The sequence below is a fragment of the Methylobacterium sp. 10 genome (assembly GCF_000519085.1).
In the GTDB taxonomy this organism is placed as follows: domain Bacteria; phylum Pseudomonadota; class Alphaproteobacteria; order Rhizobiales; family Beijerinckiaceae; genus Methylobacterium.
In genome coordinates this window covers 159576-179271 of sequence record NZ_KI912577.1, presented here as the reverse complement: position 1 = coordinate 179271, position 19696 = coordinate 159576, and the positions used below count along the sequence as shown (strand labels likewise).

Genomic DNA, 19696 nt, shown 5'->3' with positions numbered 1-19696 from the left:
ACGCGATCCGCGAAGCACGAAGCGTGATCCGCGGATCGCCGCGTCGGGTACGATCTATGATCAGGCCGTACCGAAGACGCGCGAAAAAATCGTGTCCACGTGCTTGAAATGATAGCTGAGATCGAAGCACTCCTCGATCTGCTCCGGGCTCAGGGACGCGGTGACGTCCGCATCGGCCTTCAGCAGCGTGAGGAAGTCGCCTTCGCCACGCCAGACCGGCATGGCGTTGCGCTGGACCAGGCGATAAGCGTCCTCGCGGGACACGCCCGCCTGCGTCAGGGCCAGAAGCACCCGCTGCGAGTGGACGAGGCCGCCGAGCTTGTCGAGGTTGCGCTGCATCTGCTCGGGATAGATCAGCAGCTTGTCGATCACCCCGGTCAGCCGCGCCAGGGCGAAGTCGAGGGTCACCGTCGCGTCGGGGCCGATCATGCGCTCCACCGAGGAATGCGAGATGTCGCGTTCGTGCCAGAGTGCCACGTTCTCCATGGCGGGCAGCGCAAAGGAGCGCACCATGCGGGCGAGGCCGGTGAGGTTCTCGGTGAGGACGGGATTGCGCTTGTGCGGCATGGCCGACGAGCCCTTCTGGCCCTCGGAGAAGAACTCTTCCGCTTCCAGCACCTCCGTGCGCTGCAGGTGGCGCACCTCGATGGAGAGACGCTCCACCGAGCTGGCGACGACACCCAGGGTGGCGAAGAACATGGCGTGGCGGTCGCGGGGAATGACCTGCGTCGAGACCGGCTCGGGCGTGAGGCCCATCGCCTTGGCGACATACTCTTCCACACGCGGGTCGATATTGGCGAAGGTGCCGACGGCGCCCGAGATCGCGCAGGTGGCGACTTCCTCGCGGGCGGCGACGAGACGGGCGCGGGCGCGCTCGAACTCGGCATAGGCCTGGGCGAGCTTCAGGCCGAAGGTCACCGGCTCGGCATGGATGCCGTGCGAGCGGCCGATCGTCGGGGTCAGCTTGTGCTCGAACGCCCGGCGCTTGATCGCGGCGAGCAACGCATCGACATCCTTGATCAGGATGTCGGCGGCCCGGACGAGCTGGACGTTGAAGCAGGTGTCGAGGACGTCCGACGAGGTCATACCCTGGTGCACGAACCGCGCGTCGGGGCCGACGATCTCGGCGAGATGCGTCAGGAAGGCGATGACGTCGTGCTTGGTGACCGCCTCGATGGCGTCGATGCGGGCGACGTCGAACACCGCGTCGCGGCCCTTCTCCCAGATCGTGGCGGCGGCCTCCTTGGGCACCACGCCGATCTCGGCGAGCGCCGTGGTGGCGTGGGCCTCGATCTCGAACCAGATGCGGAAGCGGCTTTCGGGAGACCAGATCGCCGTCATCTCGGGGCGGCTATAGCGGGCAATCATACGGGCGCCTCGGGTCGGACGGATCGGGACAATGAGGCTGGCGCCTAGCATGGGCGGGGCCTGCGCTCAACGCGGGGGCCCAGGGGGACTCTGTGCGAAGTGATACATTTGTGCATCGCTCTGGCGAAACCAGAGGTGCTCGTCTCGCAGCGCTACTTCGCAGGCGAGGAGTTTTCTACCGCGCGTTCCGTTGCTTAGTCGGTATCTTGGAACACTTATTAAATGACCTATAAAATTGGAGTGTTGTCAATCCGACTATGGCAGGTTGCCGATCAAATATGCGTGTCTATTAGACGAATGTGGTCTGCAGATAAGCGTGATATTTTTCCCCTTATGCAGAATAGTACCAATAGAATTGAGACGCGCCGATGCATCCCTTCGCCCGTATACGTCTGATCACGGTTCTTTCGGCGGTGCCTTTCCTATCGGACGTGCAGGTCGCGGAAGCACAGGCCGTTGCGGCGGATCCCGGCAACCACACCGAAGTGACCCTGGATCAGCTCAGTGTCGACGGAGCGGGGGGTAATACCGTGGGCTACCGCGCCAACCGCAGCCGGAGCGCGACGAAGACGGACACCCAGTTGATCGACACCCCGCAGTCGGTGACGGTGGTGACGCGGGAGCAGGTCCAGGATCAGGGTTTCCAGGGCGTCACCGAAGCTTTGCGCTACGTGCCCGGCGTGTTCCTGCACCAGGGCGCCGCCAACCGGGACGAGGTCGTGATCCGCGGGCAGCAATCCAGCGCCGACTTCTACGTCAACGGCATTCGCGACGACGCCATGTACTACCGCGATCTCTACAACGTCGAACGGATCGAAGTGCTCAAGGGGCCGAACGCGATGATCTTCGGTCGCGGTGGAGGCGGTGGCGTCGTCAATCGTGTGCTGAAGGACGCCACCGGAGCTCCGGTGCGCGAAATCATCCTGCAGGGCGGGCAGTACTTCAACAAACGGGTTGCCGTGGATGTCGGCGACCGGGTCTCGGACAGCGTCTTCTTCCGCCTCAACGGCATGGTCGAGGATAGCGGCACCTATCGCGATTATGTCGACTTGCGGCGCTGGGGCATCAACCCGACGGCGACGATCCTGCTTGGGCCAGAGACCACGCTGAAACTATCCTACGAGTACTTCCACGACGACCGGACGGCGGATCGCGGCATCCCGTCCCAACAAGGGAGGCCCTATCGCTATCGCGACAACATCAGAACCTTCTTCGGCAATCCCGATCTCAGCTACTCGCGCGTCGACGCGCATATCGCGACGGCGGTGCTCGATCACCGCTTCGCTTCGGGCGTCGAGATGCGGAGCCAGTTCCGCTATGCCGATTACGCCAAGGCCTATCAGGTCGTGTATCCGAGCATCCGCGCCGGCGGCGCGGTGAACGCCGCCGGGACGACCGTCGATCTGAGTGCGTTCAACAACGTCACGCCCAGGACGAACTTCTTCAACCAGAACGATTTCACCTATAAATTCGCCACGGGGCCGCTGGCCCATACGCTGCTCGCGGGTTTCGAACTCGGCAAGCAGGTGGGCATCACCTACCGGGAAGACGGCTTCTTCGCGACGACAGGAACGCAGACGCTGACCGTCAACCCGCTCTCGCCGGTCTCGCGGGTCCCCGTGACTTTCCGCAACCTGGCCTCGGCCGCCAATAGCCGCTACGACCTCGGTCTGGCTGCGGTCTACGTCCAGGATCAGATCGAGATCGGTCCGCATGTCAAGGTGATCGGCGGCCTACGCTACGATCACTTCGATTTCTCCTCGACGGACCGGCGCACCAACGTCACCAACTCCCGCATCGACGATCTGCTGTCACCGAGGATCGGGCTGGTGTTCAAGCCGGTGGACAATCTTGCCTTCTATGGCAATTACAGCGTGTCGTATTTGCCATCCGCCGGCGACCAGTTCAGCGCATTGTCCGAAGGGCTCGCCATCGCCGAGCCGGAGCGGTTCGAGAACCGCGAGGTCGGCGTGAAATGGGACGTCTCCTCGACGCTCCAGCTCACCGGCGCGCTTTACGACCTCGACCGGTTTAACCAGCGCCTCGCCGATCCGAACCGCCCCGGCTTCTTCCTGCTGAGCGGCCAGACCAACGCGAAGGGCGTCGAGATCGGCGCCAACGGCTTCGTCACCGATTGGTGGCAGGTCGCGGGCGGCTATGCCTTCACCGATGCGCGCATCGTCAGCGGGTTCAGTTCTGCGGCCATCGTTCCGGACAACCATGTCGGGTTGGTGCCGTTCAACGCGGTCACCTTGTGGAACAAGTTCGCGGTCACGCCGTCCTTGTCGTTCGGCGTCGGCGCGATCCACCAGACCCATACGTTCGCGGCGGCCGACAACACGGTCAGGCTCCCCGGTTACACCCGCTTCGACCTCGGTTTCTTCTATCAGGTCACGGATCTCGTGCGGGCGCAGGTCAACATCGAGAACGTCTTCGACCGGGGCTACATCGCAACGGCGGACGGGAACAACAACATCAGCCCGGGCGCGCCGAGGATCGTTCGCGCTCAGGTCATCGCCAAATTCTGACGCGTGGCTCGCGTCGACGCCGTTCCGACGGATGATCGGGGCGGCGGATTACTCCACCCGCTGCCAGCCCGGTCCCATCAGGCGCTCCTGAGGCCGGAAGCGGGCCTTGTAGTCCATCTTGCGCGAGCCATCGACCCAATAACCGAGATAGAGATACGGCAGGCCGAGGGAGGCGGCGCGGCGGATATGGTCGAGGATCATGAAGGTCCCGAGCGAACGCTGGGCCTCCGCCGGATCGTAGAACGAATAGACCATCGACAATCCGTCGGAGAGCACGTCCGTCAGGCACAGGGCCACGGTCAGCCCGGTACCCCGGCCGTTGATCGCCGTATCGGGACCACGCCGGCGATAGGCCACGAGATGAGTGTCCACATGGCTGTCCTCGATCATCATGGCGTAGTCGAGTACGGTCATGTCGACCATGCCGCCATCGCCATGGCGCGCATCGAGATAGCGGCGAAACAGGGCATATTGCTCCGAAGCCGGGCGGTTGGGCTCGGGATTGCCGATGAGATCGGCGTTTCGTTGAAGGATGCGGCGATGACTCGCCGAAGGCAGGAAATCCGCCACCACCACCCGCACCGAGATGCAGGCCCGGCAGGTCTCGCAGGCCGGCCGATAGGCGATGGTCTGCGAGCGCCGGAAGCCGCCCTGGGTGAGGATCTCGTTGAGGTCACGGGCGCGCCGCCCCACGAGATGGGTGAACACCTTCCGTTCCTCCTGCCCCGGCAGGTAAGGGCAGGGCGAAGGCGCCGTCAGATAGAATTGCGGTGTGTCGCGGGGATGGCTCGTCACGCTTGCAGCTGACCTCGGGGCCGGCGGGAGCGTTCCCCGCACGAGACGAGTGTACCCGCCCCGTGGCGGGGCTCAAGTGGGTGAGCGTCGTGGCGCCCCATTTTCACGAGGGTGACTGGCATGGCAGGGCTGCTGCCCGTATCAATGCCGCCATGTGGAGGCTGGTCGCGTTTCCGACCCAATTCGGGATGAATGCACCCGTTGTCGCGGGGCGACCATCGATGACGGGCGGAAACACGGTGGCAAAGTTTGCGCGAGCATGGTGCCCGCCGCCCTCCAGTGGTGGGCCGGACACGTGAGGCGGCATCACAGGATCGTCGGTACCCGCCGCTGCCGAGCGGTGACCCGATCTTTCAAGACCGGATAGGGAAATCGTCTCATCAACGCTCTCGAAACATCGATGCCGCGTTCCGACCGGCCGCGTGAAGCCTCGGCCGGTCTCTCGCGGGAGGAAGCCCGACCGGCGGATTATACCCGTCGTGTCGTCGCCGTCCTGATCGCCTCTTTCCTCGTCCGTCTCGTGGTGGTGCGGTTTCTCGACCTCACTTTCATGGAAACCTACGGTGTGGTCGTCGCGAGGCAGCCGTCCCTCTCGTTCTTCGATCAGCCGCCGCTGACATGGTGGACGATCGCGGGCGCGATGCGCCTGTTCGGTTCCGACGACGCCCTGGTCGTGCGCCTGCCGTTCCTTGTCATGTCGGTGATCTCGGGCTGGCTGATCTATCGGATCACGACGCGTCTCTTCGATTCCCGTGCGGGATTCTACGCGGTCTGCGCCTATCTGCTGTCGCCGCTTCTCGGACTTTCGGATGGGAGTCTCGCCCAGACGAACGGGCCGATGACCGTCTTCCTTCTCGCGGCCCTCCTGACCTTCCTTCACATCGACTTCGCCGCTCGGCACATCCGCGACAACGAGATCTGGTACACCTGCGCATTCCTGTTCGGATGCGCCCTCGCGTCCAAGTATCTCGCGATCCTCCTGGTCCCCGGACTGCTCGTCGCCGTGGCGAGCCGGCCCGAGGGAAGGGGCTGGCTCCTGCGTCCTGCCACCTATCTCGGCCTGGTCTTCCTGCTTGTACCGCTTCTCCCGGTCATCATCTGGAACGCCGAGCACGGCTGGGTCTCCTTCCTGTATCAAGGTGCCCGCGCCGGCGGGGACGGCAGCATCAACATGGCGCGGGCGTTCCGCTGGACCCTGACGCAGGTCTTGATCGTCCATCCCCTCGTCTTCGGCCCGGCGCTGTACATGCTGTATCGCGGCCTTCGAAACGGGCCGAGGCAGGAGGGGCCCTGGCTTCTGGCCTGCATGTCCGCGCCGGTCCTCCTCTTCATCTTCGGCGTCATGGTCTGGAGCAGCCACCCGCTGCGTGGCTATCACTGGGCATCCATGGGCTATCTTCCGCTGCTGCCCCTCGTCGGCGCCTGGGCGGGTGGCCTCTCCGCCGACCGGCCCGACGCCGCACGTCGCTGGCTCGCCACCCTGGCCGCGACGACGATCCTGGTGATCGGTCTTCTCATGGCCCACGTCTTCACCGGCTGGGCCGAGCGGGTCGCCCCGGCCAAGGCTTTCCGGTCGCAGGACCCGATCCTCCTGGAACTCTACGATTGGGAGGATCTTCCTGCGGCGCTGACGGCTCGCGGGCTCGATCCCTCGCGCACCTTCATCGCCGCGACCCGCTGGGAGGATTGCGCCAAGGCCTTCTACGCCGTGAGGGACAGGTTCCGCGGGCTGTGCCTCGCAGGCGACAACATCCACTTCACTTATCTCGCCGATGCCGCGAAATTCCGCGGCATGGATGCCGTCATCATCGACAGGTATGCCAATCTCGATGCGGTGAGATATAATCTCGATGGGCATTTCGAGACATTCTCGGAAGATGCGCCCATCCGCCTGAATTTCCACGGGCGCAAGATGCACGATCTGCGGATCGTCCGGGCGACCCATTTCGATGGGACCTGGCCGAAGCCCAGGATCGGCGCGAAAGGCCGCCAGTGACGCTTCCCCCTACCCAGGCACCGTCCGAGCCCGAAGCGGATCGGCCCCTCCTCACGATCGTCATCCCCACATTCAACGAGCGGGACAACATCGCCGTCATCTGCGGCCGGATCGCCACCGCGCTCGCGCCGCACCGTTTCGAGGTGATCGTCGTCGACGACGACTCGCCCGATGGAACATCTGCCGTCGTCGAAGATCTGGCGCAGAGCGATCCACGGATCAGGATCATCACCCGGACCGGCCGGCGGGGGCTCGCTGGAGCCTGTATCGAAGGGATGCTGGCGGCGCGTTCCGAACTCGTCGCCGTGATGGATGCGGACCTGCAGCACGAACCGACGACGCTGACGCCGATGCTCGATCTGATGATGTCCACCGAGTGCGACGTCGTCATCGCCAGCCGCTACCTGGACGATCCCGACGTGGCGGCCTTCTCGTCCGTCCGGAAAGCCCTGAGCAATGCCGGAAACCGGCTGGTGCGAGCCCTTCTCCGGGTTCAGACCAGCGATCCCATGAGCGGTTTCTTCCTCATGCGCCGGAGCATTCTGGTGAAGGCTGCGCCTCGCCTGAGCCGCGATGGCTTCAAGCTCCTCGCGGATATTCTGGCGCAGGGCGGTCGGTCGCTGAAGATCGGAGAAGTCCCCTATGTCTTCGGCCCGCGACTGACCGGGCAAAGCAAGCTCGACGAGAGGGTTCTCTTCGATTTCGCGGTCCTTCTCATCGCGAAATCGGCCTTCGGTGTGCTTCCGACCCGGTTCGTCTCTTTCGCCCTCGTCGGAGGCCTCGGTGTCATCGTTCACCTGTCGCTGCTGGGGCTGATGCTGTCCGCTCTGAACGACAACTTTCTGATGTCCCAGACCATCGCCACGCTTGGCGCGATGACGGCCAACTTCTTCCTGAACAACATCCTGACGTATCGGGACCAGCGGATCGTCGGAGTTGACCTCCTGCGCGGACTCGCGGTCTTCTGCCTGTCCTGCTCCTGCGGCGCGTTCAACAATATCCTCGTTGCCCATCTCATCTACACCGGGACCGGCATCTGGTGGCTGGCCACGGGAGCGGGCATTCTGGTGGGCGCCGCCTGCAACTACGTGCTGTCGGCCCTCACCGTATGGCGGCGCTTCGAGAAGCGTCCCGATCGGAAGAAGCAGGCTCACCAGAGCGACGCAGCTCTATCGGGCAGCGGTGGGGAACTCGGCATTCCCCAGCCTCCTTCCCTATCTCGGTAGAGGTGAAGTCCTCCTCGGACTCCGCCCCGGCGGGCTCAGACCCGCACCACCGCGAGGCCGACCAGCACGTCGTGGCCCAGGCGTCGGTCCGACCTCATGAGCCCGAACAGGATATCGACGAACCACAGCAGGAACGTCGAGATGGCGACGTAGAACAGCAGGGCGTGGATGGCGGCGGTGAGGAAATCCACCCGCAGGCCACTGGCCGGAGTCACCACGCGCAGGCCCATCATCCGCATGCCCCAGGTGCTCTGGGCGGCGCCGCCCACCGTCACTGCGCTGTAGAGGATGCCGCTGGCGGGAAGGATCGCGAACAGGGTCCAGCCGAGCCCGAAGGTCAGCACCCCGAGCACCGTGATCGCCAGGGTGAGCAGCGCCGTGAAGCCGAGGATGAAGAGGATGTCGAGGAGATAAGCGACGAATCGCGCCCCGAGGCTCGCCCGGACGAAGGGGACCGGGAGGGCGTTCGGGAGCTCAGTCCCGTAGCGCTCGGCATAGCCGGCGGGGTCGTAGCCGGGAGGCGTGTTGAGCATGGCCGGTAGCCTTTGAGAGGGGAGACGATTCTCCTTCATGAGAAGACATGGGAGGGCCCATGCCTTCGCTCAAGGTCACACGGGCTTCACTGGTTCAAGCTCAGGCGGTTTGCTCGATCACGCCGCGCCAGCCGAGCCCGCGATACGTTTCGTAGCCCGGCGTTTCGTGGAAGGCGACGAGGCGCCCCGCGGCATCGATGTAGCTTCCCTGACTTCGTCCGTCGGTTCGGAGGGGATAGCGCTCGGTGAGGAGGCCATTGCCCTTGGAACAGGCGATGACGCGGTTCTGGGCATCGAGCAGCATGACACGGCTATGGGCCCGTTCCGCCGGCGCGAGGCGGACACCCTCGACGATGGTGCGTGCCTGCGACTCCCAGTCGAAATGGATCGCGAGAAAACCGATCGGCTTACCGTTCGTCTCGCCGCCCTCCCGCACCGAGGCGACATAAGTGGCGCTCTGCGACCCGTTGAGCGCGGCGACCCGCGCCACGTTGGCCACGGCGAATTCATCGCCGGAGGCCAGCGGCTTGGCGCGGGCAAACCACGGCTCCTGGGTTACATCCTGGCCGACGACATTGAACCGGTCGGGCCGGCCATTGGCGATGACCTTGCCGTCGAGGCTGCACAACCAGAGATCGAGATAGACCGTGTAGGCGGAGAGGATGACCCCGAGCCGGTGCGAGGCGTGGGTCCTGGCTGCGTCGGTCGGATCGATGGCGCATGCGACGACGGCGGCGTCGGTCGCCCACCACCTGACGTCGCAGGTCCGCTCGTAGAGGTTCCGATCGATGATCTCCACGGCGTTCAGGGCGAGATCGATGCAGCGGGCCGAGCGAGTCTCGCTGGCTAGGTGCTCCACGGCCTGGGTCAGGCTGTCGACGCCCTCGCCCAGGGCGTTGCCGAGGCCCGAGACGAGGCCCTCGATCTCGCTGGCAACGCTGCGGACCTCATTGGCGACGACGGAGAAGCCGGCGCCGCGCTCGCCCGCATGCGCCGCCTCGATGAGGGCGTTCAGGGCCAGCAGATTCATGCGGCGTGTGATGGACTTGATCGATCCGACGCTGCGGTGAGTGAGAGCCTTCAACTGCTCGGTCGATGTCTCGACGAGCAGCGAGAGACTGTCGGCCGGATGATCTACCTCGTTCATTTTCGTCGACATCGCATCCTCGGAATGAACAGGCCAAGCTCGATGCTTGGTATTATTTACATCGAATCAATGTGGAGGCTTGCTGTCGGATGGCAGTGGAACGATGTGAGGCAGGCCGAGCAGAGACGATTCGGTCGCCTGCCCAAGCAACCCGATGCAATGAGAATGCCAAGGCTGCGCGAATGCCTAGCGCACCGGCACGGGATCGTTAGCTTCGGAATCAATTGTCTCGAGATAGTATTTCTTAAGCATGAAAAGCGCCCCGCCCGACATCGCCTTGTGGTCCAGGCGGATGCCGATGAGTCCCGCGCCGCCGTCGAACAGGCAGTCGATGCGGTGCTGGCGTTGGCTCAAAGCGTAATCGACGCGCACGCTGTCGGGCGCCGATCCACGCCCGACATGGAGCAGGCGGGGGGAGAGGTCGGATGCGACCAGCGCAGGAAGCGTCCGCCTGCAGGTGGTGATCCGCAGCCGGTCGACGGAGCTGTCGCAGCCCGCGAGCAATGAGACGACGACGATCAGCAGGAGCGCACCGGGGGCCCGAGCCGCCCGCGGGCGCATCTCAGATGCCGTCGCGGAGACGTTCGGCCACCCGTAGCGCGTAGTAGGTCAGGATGCCGTCGGCGCCGGCGCGCTTGAAGGCGAGGAGGCTTTCCGTCATGGCGCGGGTGCCGTCGAGCCAGCCGTTGAGGGCGGCGGCCTCGATCATCGCGTATTCCCCGGAGACCTGGTAGGCGAAGGTCGGCACTCCGAACTCGTCCTTCACCCGGCGGATGATGTCGAGATAGGGCAGGCCGGGTTTCACCATCACCGAATCCGCGCCCTCCTCGAGATCGAGGGCGACTTCCCTGAGGGCTTCGTCCGAATTGCCCGGATCCATCTGGTAGGTCCGCTTGTCGCCCACCAGGGCGGCCGAGGTGCCGATGGCGTCGCGGAACGGGCCATAGAAGGCGCTCGCATACTTCGCCGCGTAGGCCATGATCTGGACGTCGCGGAATCCCGCCTTATCGAGGCCGGTGCGGATCGCGCCGACGCGGCCGTCCATCATGTCGGAGGGGGCGATGATGTCGGTGCCCGCCTCGGCCTGGATCAGGCTCTGTTCCACGAGGAGAGCCACGGTCTCGTCGTTGAGGATCGCCCCGTCCTCGATCAGGCCGTCATGGCCATGGCTGGTATAGGGGTCGAGGGCCACGTCGGTCATCACGCCGATCTCCGGCACCGCCTTCTTCACCGCCCGCACGGCGCGGCAGACGAGGTTGTTCGAGTTGAGGGACTCCGATCCGGTCGGGTCACGCAGAGACGCTTCGGTATAGGGAAAGAACGAGATGGCCGGGATGCCGAGCCGGGCCGCGCGCTCCGCATCGCGGACGATCTCGTCCACGCTGAGGCGCTCTACCCCCGGCATCGAGGCGATGGGCTCGCGCCGGCCGGTCCCCTCGATGACGAAGAGCGGCCAGATAAGGTCATCCACCGTCAGGGTATTTTCGCGCACGAGGCGGCGCGACCACTCCGCCTTGCGGTTGCGCCGCGGGCGCTGCGTAATGCTCAGAGATGCGGCGGAACTCGCCTTGGCGCTCTCGATGGCGAGGGGCCGCGGGGTCGGGGTCGCTTCGGTCATGGTCATTACGTCTCGAATGCCCGTCGCGGGCGCGTCGGGGCCGGCCTAACACATCCCCAAAACTCTTCGAAACCCGGGCCGATCGCCGCCCCCCGATTGACGGGTCCTGACAGAGTTCGTCTAAGCGACCGTGCGAGCACGGGGTTTCCCGGCGCGTGCACGTGCGGAAACCCGCGCGCCCCCGAGGGTGAGGAAGCCCCCAATCGGAGACGATGGATGACAGGCGCAGACGAGCCGGAGATCCTGTTCGAGCGGCGCGGGAACGCCGGCCTGATTACCCTGAACCGGCCTAAATCCTTGAACGCGCTCACGGTCTCCATGTCGACGGCGATGTATCGCGCCCTGGTCGAGTGGGAGCGCGACGACACGATCACCCGCGTGGTCGTCCGCGGCCGGGGCGGTCGGGCGTTCTGCGCCGGCGGCGACATCCGCCAGATCCACGACCTCGCCCGCCGGGGGCTGGACGACGAGGTGCGACGGTTCTGGCTCGCGGAGTACCACCTCAACGCCTATGTGAAGCGCTACACGAAACCCTACATCGCCCTGATCGAGGGGATCGTGATGGGCGGCGGGGTCGGGCTGTCCCTGCACGGGAGCCATCGGGTCTCCTCGGAGCGCTACGCCTTGGCGATGCCGGAAGTGGGAATTGGGTTTTTTCCCGATGTGGGAATGACCCATTCGCTGCCGCGCCTGGCCGGCCGCGCCGGGGTCTATCTGGCCCTGACCGGCGCCCGGATCGGTGCCGGCGATGCCCTGGCTCTGGGGCTCGCCACCCACCATTCGGCGGCCGAGAATTTCGACGCCATCACGGATGACCTCGCCGGAGGTGGCGCCATCGAACGGGCTTTCGACCGCCACGCGACGGCCTTTCCCGAGGTCGGGCCGATCACGGCGCATGGCGCCACGATCGAAGCCTGTTTCTCCGCCGAGAGCGTCCCCGGGATCCTCGCGAGGCTCGATGCGGACGGGTCGCCCTTCGCCACCGAGACCGCCGCGCTGATGCGCACGCGCTCCCCGCATTCCCTGTGCATCGCCCATGAGCAGATGAAGCGGGGCGTCGCGATGAGTTTCGCCGAGGCGATGCAGGCGGAGTATCGCCTCGCCAAGCGCGCCATGCACTGGCACGACTTCCACGAAGGGGTCCGCGCCGTGCTGGTGGACAAGGACAACCGCCCGGACTGGCGACCCGCAACCCTGGCCGATGTGGACCCGGCCGGGATCGCCGAGGCCTTCACCGACCTGCCCGACGGCGACGCGCCGAGATTCGATGGATCAGAAAGGATCTCGTCATGAGGGGACTGACCAAGGTCGGCGCGACGCGGGACGGGCGCGGGCGCGCCAGCGACGTGGCTGGCGACCGCATCGAGCGGTCGCCGCGTGTGCAGCAGACGGGGTGGGACGTGGTCCTGGTCTGGTTCATGCGCGTCACGGCGATGGTCTGGCTGGTAAAAGGCGTCTCGACCTGGGCGACGATCCTCGATGTCTTTCCCGGAGCACGCCCGTTCGAAGCCGAATCGCTCGGTCGCCAGACCGTCATCGTCTACTTCGCCGTGATCGACTTCATGGCCGCGATCGGGATGTGGCTCACCAGCGCCTGGGGCGGTGTGGTCTGGTTGTTGGCCGCCACGAGTGCCGTCACCCTGGCGATCCTCACGCCGCATCTGTTGCCGATGTCGATCCCGGTGCTGGGAATTCTCTGCGGTATTATTGTGATCTATTTCACTTTGTCTTGGGCTGCAGCGCGTGAGGTCAGGTAAACAACACCTTACTGAATTACTTTCATTTTGCATTTACCGACAGAGGTAAATCGCAAATTCATCGTATCGCTTAAACCGTCTTTCATCCGTGACTCGTAGATTGGCTTCATAAGCGGTGCCGAACACAACGGCGCCCGACCCAAGAACCCTGACGAGGCATCCCGATGAAGTCCCAGTCCGCCAAGGTGATCGAAAGCAATACTTCCGCCGAGACCGGCCCGGCGCATGGTTCCTACCTCGAAGCGCTGCACCTCGTGGAGCGTCTCCACCGCCGCCTCCTCGACGTGATCAAGGACGAGTTCGAGCGGCGCGGCCGCGAGGACGTCAACAGCGTCCAGGCCCTGCTGCTCTACAACATCGGCGACAAGGAACTGACGGCCAGCGAGTTGCGGACCAAGGGTTACTATCTCGGCTCCAACGTTTCCTACAACGTGAAGAAGCTCGTGGAGGCCGGTTACCTCCACCACGCCCGCTCGAAGACCGACCGGCGCTCGGTGCGCATCAGCCTGACCGACAAGGGCCGCACGATCCACGACATCATCCAGGGCCTCTACGACAAGCACGCCCGCACCATCCAGCCGATCGGCGGCATCTCGGACGACGATTTCGGACGCCTCAACGTCGCCCTCGGCCGCCTCGAGCGCTTCTGGACCGACCAGATCCGTTACCGCCTCTAGGCAGGTTCGCATTGGCAAGCCAACGCTTCTCCTCGCTCAGGTCTTTGAGTGTCGCAGGTTCGAGGACGCAAAACCGGCGACCGCTTTTGCTGAACCTGCTGAGGGCACCGAGGCGCCCAGGGGATTCGCGCGGGGGGGTGGTGCGGGCGGGTCTGGGCGATGGGTCGGAGCGTCCGTGTCCTCCTCGACCCGGCGGGTCCGAGCCGAAGTGTTCGGGAGGGAAGAGGTGTGCCTGCGTCAGGCGCCGAAGATGAACAATTCGCTCGGGCCTGCCTCGATCTGGGCGATGGTGACGTCATGCAGGATGATCTTGTTGGTCCCCTGGACGCCGGTGAACGTGACGATGGTGTCCTGCCCGCCGTGGAACCCTTCGAGCTCTATGTCGGTGGCACTGAGCCCCGCGATGTCGACGGAGACGTGGTCGGTGTCCACGTCGAACCGATAGACGTTGTCGCGACCGAAGCCGGCCTGGAAATGCAAGGTGTCCGCGCCTGCGCCTGCGAAAATCTTGTCGCTGCCCATGCCGCCGTCGATCTGCGCCCCGCCGGCCCCGGCCTGTAGACGGTCGTTGCCCAGGCCACCGTCCAACGTATCGGTCCCTTTCCCGCCCTTGATGGCATCGTTGCCGGACGTACCGATGATCTCCGCGCCATGGCCTGACGTGGATTGAGAACCGATCGTGGCTCCGGTGCTCACCTCGGACATGTGGAGATGCGTGTCGCCGCGAACGTAGACGGCCTCGATGCCCGTGAAGGCGCTCTGGGTGAGGCTTACGGTTCCGCCTCCCGTCACGAACAGGAAGTCTTTTTCGCTGCCGCCGTCGATCATGCTCGGGGTGTCGGTGATCGTCAGCCGGTCGTTTCCACCCATGCCGTAAAGGGCGTCGCCTCCCCCGTTGCCGGTGAGGGTGTTGTCGTCGGTGTTGCCGATGAGGGTATCGGCAAAGGTCGAACCCACCAGTTTCTCCATATCGATGAAGGTGTCGCCGGCCGCGTCGCCGGTTCCGGTGACGGTGCCGCCGAGGTCCGCCGTCACTCCGGCACCGGCGCCACTATAACTCGCGGTGTCGATGCCCGCTCCGCCGTCGAGCGTATCGCCACCGGCACCACCTTCCAGCACGTCATCGCCGCCCTTGCCGTAGAGCGCATCGTCGTTGATGCCCGTCATCACGACGTCGCCATAGACGCCGCCCGAAATGGTCATGACGCCAGTGGCATCTGATGCGTCGAGGAGGAATCCGGCCTGCGTGGATCGGATGAAATCACCGCCTACATCGCGGAAAGTAAAATTAGTAGAAATTTCGGTGTAAAGTACCATTATAGTAGATTCACCGCCGGATATCTGGGGGTCGTTACCAGATCCAACTGCTTGAGATTGAGCAAATATCAACCGGTCAGCCAGATGAGTTCCGTCGTAACTGGAAACGTCGACCGAGCTTGCCGAGTTGTAGCCTCCGCCCACCGTATACCGAAACGTCGTCATGTGATTCTTTCAATTCGAACGTACTATCCGATGCTTTTAAGCAGACTTGATGAAGAGATTCACACCGGAGGCCCGCTCCTCTGCCCCGAGCCAGCTTCTGCACGTTGGGGCGCTCGTCTAGGAGCAGGAGGATGCGGGCGCGCAGGATGTGCTCGAGACGGCGGGATGGTCTCCGGTGATCCCGGCTTGCCGTGACGTCGGCGCATCATCGCGAAGGACACGGACGGTCTGAACCATCACCCGGACTGGTATGCATCACGCCCCTCGTGAATCGTCGGTCCGCGTGAGCGCACGACGACGGCGTTTCGGCGGTCCGTTTCCGATGACGAATGTGCAGGAGGTGGACGCGTCGGGTCGCGCTTCTCCGGGGCCGCAGATGTCGGCTATGATCGCGGGATGACCGCGTACCGCTCGGCAAAGCCCTCCACCGGCCCCATCATCCTGTTCGATGCCGAATGCATCTTGTGCTCGGCCAACGCCCGGTTCGTCCTGACACGAGACCGCAGAGCCGTGTTTCGTCTTGCCTCCATGCAGGGCGAGATCGGGCAATCCCTCTACCGCAGACACGGGATGGATCCGGGCGATCCGGCCAGCCTCCTCGTCGTGGAGGGAGACCGGATGCGCCGAGACAGCGACGCCGTCCTCAGCATCTACGAAACGCTCGGCTTTCCCTGGGCGCTCGTCCGGGTGTTCCGGCTCGTACCAGTCGCGATCCGCGACCCGATCTACCGCTTCGTCGCCCGTCACCGGTATCGTGTGTTTGGCCGACGGGACACATGTTGGGTGGCCCCGAGGCAGTACAGGGACCGCATCCTGTGAGACGTTCGACACCCGGTGTCATCCAGGTCTTTCCGGGCGGGAACTCCCGTCGATGCGAGAACTCCCGTCGATGAAGGTCCTGATCCTGGGCGGCTACGGCGTCTTCGGCGGGCGTCTGGTCGAGCTACTCAGCGATATGAGCGGTTTGGAACTGCTCATCTCGGGGCGCAGTTTGACGCGTGCCCAGGCCTTTTGCAGGGCGTATCGCGGTGTCGCTCGTGTCGAACCCCTCGCCCTCGACAGGGCGAACGTATCGGAGGCGTTGCGCGTCGAGAAGCCGAACCTCGTGGTGGACGCGTCAGGTCCCTTTCAGGATTATGGTTCCGACCCCTATCACGTGATCGAGTGCTGCATAGCGGACGGGGTCGACTATCTCGATTTCGCCGACGGGGCGGATTTCGTCTTCGGCGTATCGGCCTTCGATGAGAGAGCGAAGGCGGCGGGCGTCGTCGTCCTGTCCGGCGTCAGCAGCTTTCCCGTATTGACGGCCGCCGTCCTGCGCATAATGGCGTCGACCATGGACATTCTCAGCGTCGAGGGGGGCATCGCTCCATCTCCCTATGCCGGGATCGGCCTCAACGTCATGCGGGCGGTCGTGGGATACGCTGGCGGACCTGTGAAGTTGCGGCGCGATGCCAAGCCCAGCATCGCTTTCGGCCTGACGGAAAGCCGTCGGTTCACGGTGGCGGTGCCGGGGCGCCTGCCACTGCGAAACCTCCGTTTTTCGCTGGTCGACGTGCCGGATCTTCAGGTGATTCCGCCGGAGTATCCGTCCATGACCGATATCTGGATGGGGGCCGGACCCCTGCCCGAATTCTTGCACCGGATACTCAACGTTCTGGCCAAGACAAGGGCCCGGTACGGGCTACCGGCTCTCACGCCGTTCTCGAAACTGTTCTACGCATTTCTGAATCGACTGCGCTTCGGCGAGCATCGCGGGGGAATGTTCGTGTCCGCGCGAGGCCGCGCCGGCGGGCGCGACATCGTCCGCAGCTGGCATCTTCTGGCCGAAGGAGACGACGGCCCCCTCATCCCGTCCATGGCGATCGAGGCGCTCGTTCGAAAGATGATGCGCGGCGAGCGACCGGAAAGCGGAGCTCGCTCGGCGGTCCGCGCACTGGAACTGGACGACTACGAGACCTTGTTCGAACGCCGCATGATCGTCTCCGGGTTTCGGGACGAGGATGACGGCGGCACGATCTATCGCAGGATTCTAGGCCCCGCACTCGATGAGCTGCCCGCTCGCGTTCTCGACGTGCACTCGGCCTCTGCAGAGCGATGCTGGACCGGATCGGCGAGTGTTCGAAGGGGAGCCGGGATACTTGCTCGCCTCCTTTGTACGGCTTTCGGATTCCCGGAAACGGCCGAGGAGGTTCCGGCAAGGGTTACGTTCTCACCGGAGCGGGAAGGCGAGCGGTGGACGCGAACCATCGGTGGGTCGACGTTTCAATCGAATCAATCCGTCGGGACGGGACGAGATCGATACCTCTTGATCGAGCAGTTCGGGATGGCCCGCTTTTCGATTGCCTTGGTTTGTGACGGGAATCGCCTCCTCTTTGTCCCTCGACGGTGGTCGGTCTGGAAGATTCCGATGCCCGCGCGGTTGTTGCCGACGGGCGAAAGCTTCGAGACCGAGATCGACGGACGGTTTGCCTTTGACGTCACGATCAAAGCGCCGCTCGTTGGACTGATCGTCGCCTATCACGGTCGGCTGGGGCCGGTCGTGTCCCCTGGCGCGGTGTAGCGCCGAGCGAGATACCACGATCACCGGTTCGGGCCGGAGCGGACAGCCTGCCATGGCCAACCCGATGAAGGAGGTTGCCGAGCCCTGCCGCCAACCCCCTCGTCATCGGCGTTCAGGAACAACCCTGATCCGTTTCGGGCCATCCCTCGTGTCGGCCCAGCCTTACGAGGGCTGCTCCTCGCCGACATGCTCTTCCTCCTCGGTGAGAGGGGGCGTTTCGTCGGCATCGTCTCCGATCAGCTCATCGAGTTCGTCGATGAGGTCGTTCACCTGATCTTCCGTGGCGAGGACACGGAAGATCTCGCCATCCACGGTTTCGATGGTCAGGCGATAGCCTCCGTCCGTCTCGTCGGTCAGGACGCGGGCCAGCTTCTTCGTCGGCGTCATGCGGATTTCCTATCGTGCGAACGGATTCGGTTAAGGGTCAGATCAGGTCGGAGAAGACGCGATGCGACCAGGCCGTGGATGAAGCGGGACGCGACGGGGCATGCCCCGGTTCGGCGCGCGCCGGCTTTGTGCCCCTCGGACCGGGCGTCGTTTTTGCCTGCCGCTGGGGTTTGTGAGGGCCGCCCACCGCGTCGTGTTCGAAGAGGAGGCAGGCTCCGTCCTCGTCCGAGATCCAGCCTCGGTCCGCCCAGCCGATGAAGCGGCCATCGTAGGCATAGACCTTGTCGTCATGGATGAAGGCCGCGGCCTTGCCGCTCCACAGGTAGAGGGAGCGTCCGTCGTGGCAGTACGCCGCTTCGCTGCCGTGTCTGTCGAAGAACTCGATCATGGACGGCTCAAGCTCCGATGTGGCTGTTGTGCAGCGTGCGGAGCTCGACGTAGCTCATGGTCTCGCTGCTCCAGGTCGGTCCGTCACAATCGTGCAGCCTCTTGGGCAGCGGCTTGTGCTTGTCGCCCTGATAGAACCCCATGATGACAGTCTGGCCATCGGTATCGTCGCACTCGATCCGGTAGGCCGGCTGGACGGCCGATCCGAGCCGGCTGAGGCGAACGCGCAGGGTCGGATTGCGGGTCTGGTCGGGGACCATGTTGAGGTAGACGCCCCTCAGATATTCGAGGCGGTCCGCGCTCCGTCCGGCGAGATCCGCGATCGAGACGTTCTCGGCGAGCATGTCGGGTTTGTTCATGATGGATCTGCTTTCTGAGGGATGTGAAGGGATGTGGGCCAACTGCATAGACAGGGCGCACCGCGCTGCGATGTTCCATGCGGCGGCCGAAGCTTCGGCGATCGTGACCTGGACTTTCGTCGGCGTGAGGGGGCACGGCAATACCGCCATCCACGCCACGACATCGCCCTGTGCGTGGGCTACGATGTCCACATATCTGTTCTTTCAGGCAGGACGCGTCCCTCCCCCCCTTGTGGGGAAAGGGTAGAAGTGGGGGTGGCGCCGCTGGCCTCCGCCCCTCCAGGGGCATCCAACCACCCCCACCTCCAACTCCTCGCCAAGAGGGGGGAGGACAGGCGCACGGCCCGCGACGTGTGTGAAAACGGTAGCCTTCCAGAAGAAGGAGCCCGCCGCGTCTTTCTTCGAACCCGCTTGGATGGAGCGAACAGCCTTCGAGCGGATATGTGAAACCAGCAGGTGCGTCGGGCGGCGGAGGGCCGTTGTCGGGGTGTATCAGTGCAAGGTCGGTGGCGGTTCGAGGAACGCGCGCATGCCGTCACCCTCCTCGATGGCCTCGATGAAGGCGTCGAGGGCGTCTTCGTCGGAGGCGAAGGTAGTACCCCAGACGGTCGACCACCCTGTCTGATCGATGACCTCGAGCGTCCACGGATCCTGCGTGCCTGCGAAACGATAGACGTTCACGGTCACCGTGATGCCGTTCTGGGTCGCCCGTCCGGTCAGGTCCGAGAATTCCATATGGGGCATCTCGTGGGTCATGGGGTGTTTCTCTCGAAGGACGAGTTCACCGCAGGGACCCGAACGTGTCCCTATCTCATGAGCCGAAGTGTCGGTTCTAGCAGAGTTCTTGCGGGAAAGGTTCCGGAAAGTTCGAAC

The 19696-nt window shown here is 64.4% G+C and carries 19 protein-coding genes; 8 read left to right on the top strand and 11 right to left on the bottom strand.

Features of this window, described 5'->3' with window-relative positions; all coding sequences use genetic code 11:
• Window positions 1-60 precede the first annotated feature (60 nt).
• The gene (purB, locus tag K368_RS0100785; RefSeq protein WP_027170724.1) at window positions 61-1368 is read right to left on the bottom strand and encodes an adenylosuccinate lyase; all 1308 of its coding nucleotides are present in this window, start codon (window positions 1366-1368) and stop codon (window positions 61-63) included.
• Between the two features lie 368 nt (window positions 1369-1736).
• Between purB and K368_RS0100780 the strand changes: the two genes are divergently transcribed.
• On the top strand, window positions 1737-3896 hold the full coding sequence (locus tag K368_RS0100780) for a TonB-dependent siderophore receptor (protein ID WP_027170723.1): 2160 nt from the start codon (window positions 1737-1739) through the stop codon (window positions 3894-3896).
• Between the two features lie 48 nt (window positions 3897-3944).
• On the opposite strand, the gene K368_RS0100775 is transcribed toward K368_RS0100780, so the two are convergent.
• Window positions 3945-4691 (bottom strand): arginyltransferase, encoded by a 747-nt coding sequence (locus tag K368_RS0100775; protein ID WP_027170722.1) that lies wholly within the window; start codon window positions 4689-4691, stop codon window positions 3945-3947.
• Between the two features lie 400 nt (window positions 4692-5091).
• Here K368_RS0100775 and K368_RS0100770 point away from each other — a divergent pair, with 400 nt between their 5' ends.
• Together K368_RS0100770 and K368_RS23655 are read left to right on the top strand one after the other, a co-directional pair.
• Window positions 5092-6687 carry a glycosyltransferase family 39 protein gene (locus tag K368_RS0100770; RefSeq protein WP_027170721.1) on the top strand — a complete coding sequence of 532 codons (1596 nt, stop codon included), beginning with the start codon at window positions 5092-5094 and terminating at the stop codon, window positions 6685-6687.
• Window positions 6684-7913: a glycosyltransferase family 2 protein gene (locus K368_RS23655; RefSeq protein WP_051439708.1), complete on the top strand. Its 1230-nt coding sequence runs from the start codon at window positions 6684-6686 to the stop codon at window positions 7911-7913. Before K368_RS0100770 ends, K368_RS23655 begins: the two co-directional genes overlap by 4 nt.
• 35 nt (window positions 7914-7948) lie before the next feature.
• Here the strand turns inward: K368_RS23655 and K368_RS0100760 are convergent, their stop codons facing one another.
• The 4 genes from K368_RS0100760 to hemB form a co-directional block, all read right to left on the bottom strand.
• Window positions 7949-8446, bottom strand: coding sequence for an RDD family protein (locus K368_RS0100760; RefSeq protein WP_027170720.1), 498 nt, complete (start codon window positions 8444-8446; stop codon window positions 7949-7951).
• A gap of 100 nt (window positions 8447-8546) precedes the next feature.
• Window positions 8547-9593 carry a methyl-accepting chemotaxis protein gene (locus K368_RS27540; RefSeq protein ID WP_027170719.1) on the bottom strand — a complete coding sequence of 349 codons (1047 nt, stop codon included), beginning with the start codon at window positions 9591-9593 and terminating at the stop codon, window positions 8547-8549.
• A gap of 186 nt (window positions 9594-9779) precedes the next feature.
• Complete coding sequence (locus tag K368_RS0100750) at window positions 9780-10154, bottom strand: hypothetical protein (protein WP_027170718.1); 375 nt, start codon at window positions 10152-10154, stop codon at window positions 9780-9782.
• Between the two features lies 1 nt (window position 10155).
• On the bottom strand, window positions 10156-11211 hold the full coding sequence (gene hemB, locus K368_RS0100745) for a porphobilinogen synthase (protein ID WP_027170717.1): 1056 nt from the start codon (window positions 11209-11211) through the stop codon (window positions 10156-10158).
• Between the two features lie 216 nt (window positions 11212-11427).
• Here hemB and K368_RS0100740 point away from each other — a divergent pair, with 216 nt between their 5' ends.
• From K368_RS0100740 to K368_RS0100730, 3 genes are all read left to right on the top strand, one after another.
• Window positions 11428-12504 (top strand): enoyl-CoA hydratase/isomerase family protein, encoded by a 1077-nt coding sequence (locus K368_RS0100740; RefSeq protein WP_027170716.1) that lies wholly within the window; start codon window positions 11428-11430, stop codon window positions 12502-12504.
• Window positions 12501-12968: a DUF6163 family protein gene (locus tag K368_RS0100735; RefSeq protein WP_027170715.1), complete on the top strand. Its 468-nt coding sequence runs from the start codon at window positions 12501-12503 to the stop codon at window positions 12966-12968. The genes K368_RS0100740 and K368_RS0100735 overlap by 4 nt, the downstream gene beginning before the upstream one ends.
• Before the next feature lie 164 nt (window positions 12969-13132).
• On the top strand, window positions 13133-13645 hold the full coding sequence (locus tag K368_RS0100730; RefSeq protein WP_027170714.1) for a winged helix DNA-binding protein: 513 nt from the start codon (window positions 13133-13135) through the stop codon (window positions 13643-13645).
• Between the two features lie 237 nt (window positions 13646-13882).
• On the opposite strand, the gene K368_RS0100725 is transcribed toward K368_RS0100730, so the two are convergent.
• Window positions 13883-15106 (bottom strand): calcium-binding protein, encoded by a 1224-nt coding sequence (locus K368_RS0100725; protein ID WP_245259465.1) that lies wholly within the window; start codon window positions 15104-15106, stop codon window positions 13883-13885.
• Window positions 15107-15523: 417 nt separating this feature from the next.
• Here K368_RS0100725 and K368_RS0100720 point away from each other — a divergent pair, with 417 nt between their 5' ends.
• Entirely contained in the window at window positions 15524-15946 is a 423-nt protein-coding gene (locus K368_RS0100720; RefSeq protein ID WP_027170712.1) for a DCC1-like thiol-disulfide oxidoreductase family protein, read from the top strand.
• A gap of 70 nt (window positions 15947-16016) precedes the next feature.
• Window positions 16017-17690, top strand: a complete 1674-nt coding sequence (locus K368_RS0100715; protein WP_027170711.1) for a DUF4166 domain-containing protein — start codon at window positions 16017-16019, stop codon at window positions 17688-17690.
• Between the two features lie 162 nt (window positions 17691-17852).
• On the opposite strand, the gene K368_RS0100710 is transcribed toward K368_RS0100715, so the two are convergent.
• From K368_RS0100710 to K368_RS0100690, 4 genes are all read right to left on the bottom strand, one after another.
• Window positions 17853-18077 carry a hypothetical protein gene (locus K368_RS0100710; protein ID WP_027170710.1) on the bottom strand — a complete coding sequence of 75 codons (225 nt, stop codon included), beginning with the start codon at window positions 18075-18077 and terminating at the stop codon, window positions 17853-17855.
• Between the two features lie 37 nt (window positions 18078-18114).
• On the bottom strand, window positions 18115-18465 hold the full coding sequence (locus tag K368_RS0100705; RefSeq protein WP_027170709.1) for a 4-fold beta flower protein: 351 nt from the start codon (window positions 18463-18465) through the stop codon (window positions 18115-18117).
• 7 nt (window positions 18466-18472) lie between these two features.
• Window positions 18473-18823, bottom strand: coding sequence for a hypothetical protein (locus tag K368_RS0100700; RefSeq protein WP_036265840.1), 351 nt, complete (start codon window positions 18821-18823; stop codon window positions 18473-18475).
• Window positions 18824-19315: 492 nt separating this feature from the next.
• On the bottom strand, window positions 19316-19579 hold the full coding sequence (locus K368_RS0100690; protein WP_027170706.1) for a hypothetical protein: 264 nt from the start codon (window positions 19577-19579) through the stop codon (window positions 19316-19318).
• Window positions 19580-19696: the final 117 nt, after the last annotated feature.

Coding starts and splice junctions, on each gene's coding strand:
- purB (WP_027170724.1), bottom strand. CDS start 1,368: ATGATTGCCCGCTATAGCCGCCCCGAGATGACGGCGATCTGGTCTCCC.
- K368_RS0100780 (WP_027170723.1), top strand. CDS start 1,737: ATGCATCCCTTCGCCCGTATACGTCTGATCACGGTTCTTTCGGCGGTG.
- K368_RS0100770 (WP_027170721.1), top strand. CDS start 5,092: ATGCCGCGTTCCGACCGGCCGCGTGAAGCCTCGGCCGGTCTCTCGCGG.
- K368_RS0100760 (WP_027170720.1), bottom strand. CDS start 8,446: ATGCTCAACACGCCTCCCGGCTACGACCCCGCCGGCTATGCCGAGCGC.
- K368_RS27540 (WP_027170719.1), bottom strand. CDS start 9,593: ATGAACGAGGTAGATCATCCGGCCGACAGTCTCTCGCTGCTCGTCGAG.
- K368_RS0100750 (WP_027170718.1), bottom strand. CDS start 10,154: ATGCGCCCGCGGGCGGCTCGGGCCCCCGGTGCGCTCCTGCTGATCGTC.
- hemB (WP_027170717.1), bottom strand. CDS start 11,211: ATGACCGAAGCGACCCCGACCCCGCGGCCCCTCGCCATCGAGAGCGCC.
- K368_RS0100740 (WP_027170716.1), top strand. CDS start 11,428: ATGACAGGCGCAGACGAGCCGGAGATCCTGTTCGAGCGGCGCGGGAAC.
- K368_RS0100735 (WP_027170715.1), top strand. CDS start 12,501: ATGAGGGGACTGACCAAGGTCGGCGCGACGCGGGACGGGCGCGGGCGC.
- K368_RS0100730 (WP_027170714.1), top strand. CDS start 13,133: ATGAAGTCCCAGTCCGCCAAGGTGATCGAAAGCAATACTTCCGCCGAG.
- K368_RS0100720 (WP_027170712.1), top strand. CDS start 15,524: ATGACCGCGTACCGCTCGGCAAAGCCCTCCACCGGCCCCATCATCCTG.
- K368_RS0100715 (WP_027170711.1), top strand. CDS start 16,017: ATGAAGGTCCTGATCCTGGGCGGCTACGGCGTCTTCGGCGGGCGTCTG.
- K368_RS0100710 (WP_027170710.1), bottom strand. CDS start 18,077: ATGACGCCGACGAAGAAGCTGGCCCGCGTCCTGACCGACGAGACGGAC.
- K368_RS0100705 (WP_027170709.1), bottom strand. CDS start 18,465: ATGATCGAGTTCTTCGACAGACACGGCAGCGAAGCGGCGTACTGCCAC.
- K368_RS0100700 (WP_036265840.1), bottom strand. CDS start 18,823: ATGAACAAACCCGACATGCTCGCCGAGAACGTCTCGATCGCGGATCTC.
- K368_RS0100690 (WP_027170706.1), bottom strand. CDS start 19,579: ATGACCCACGAGATGCCCCATATGGAATTCTCGGACCTGACCGGACGG.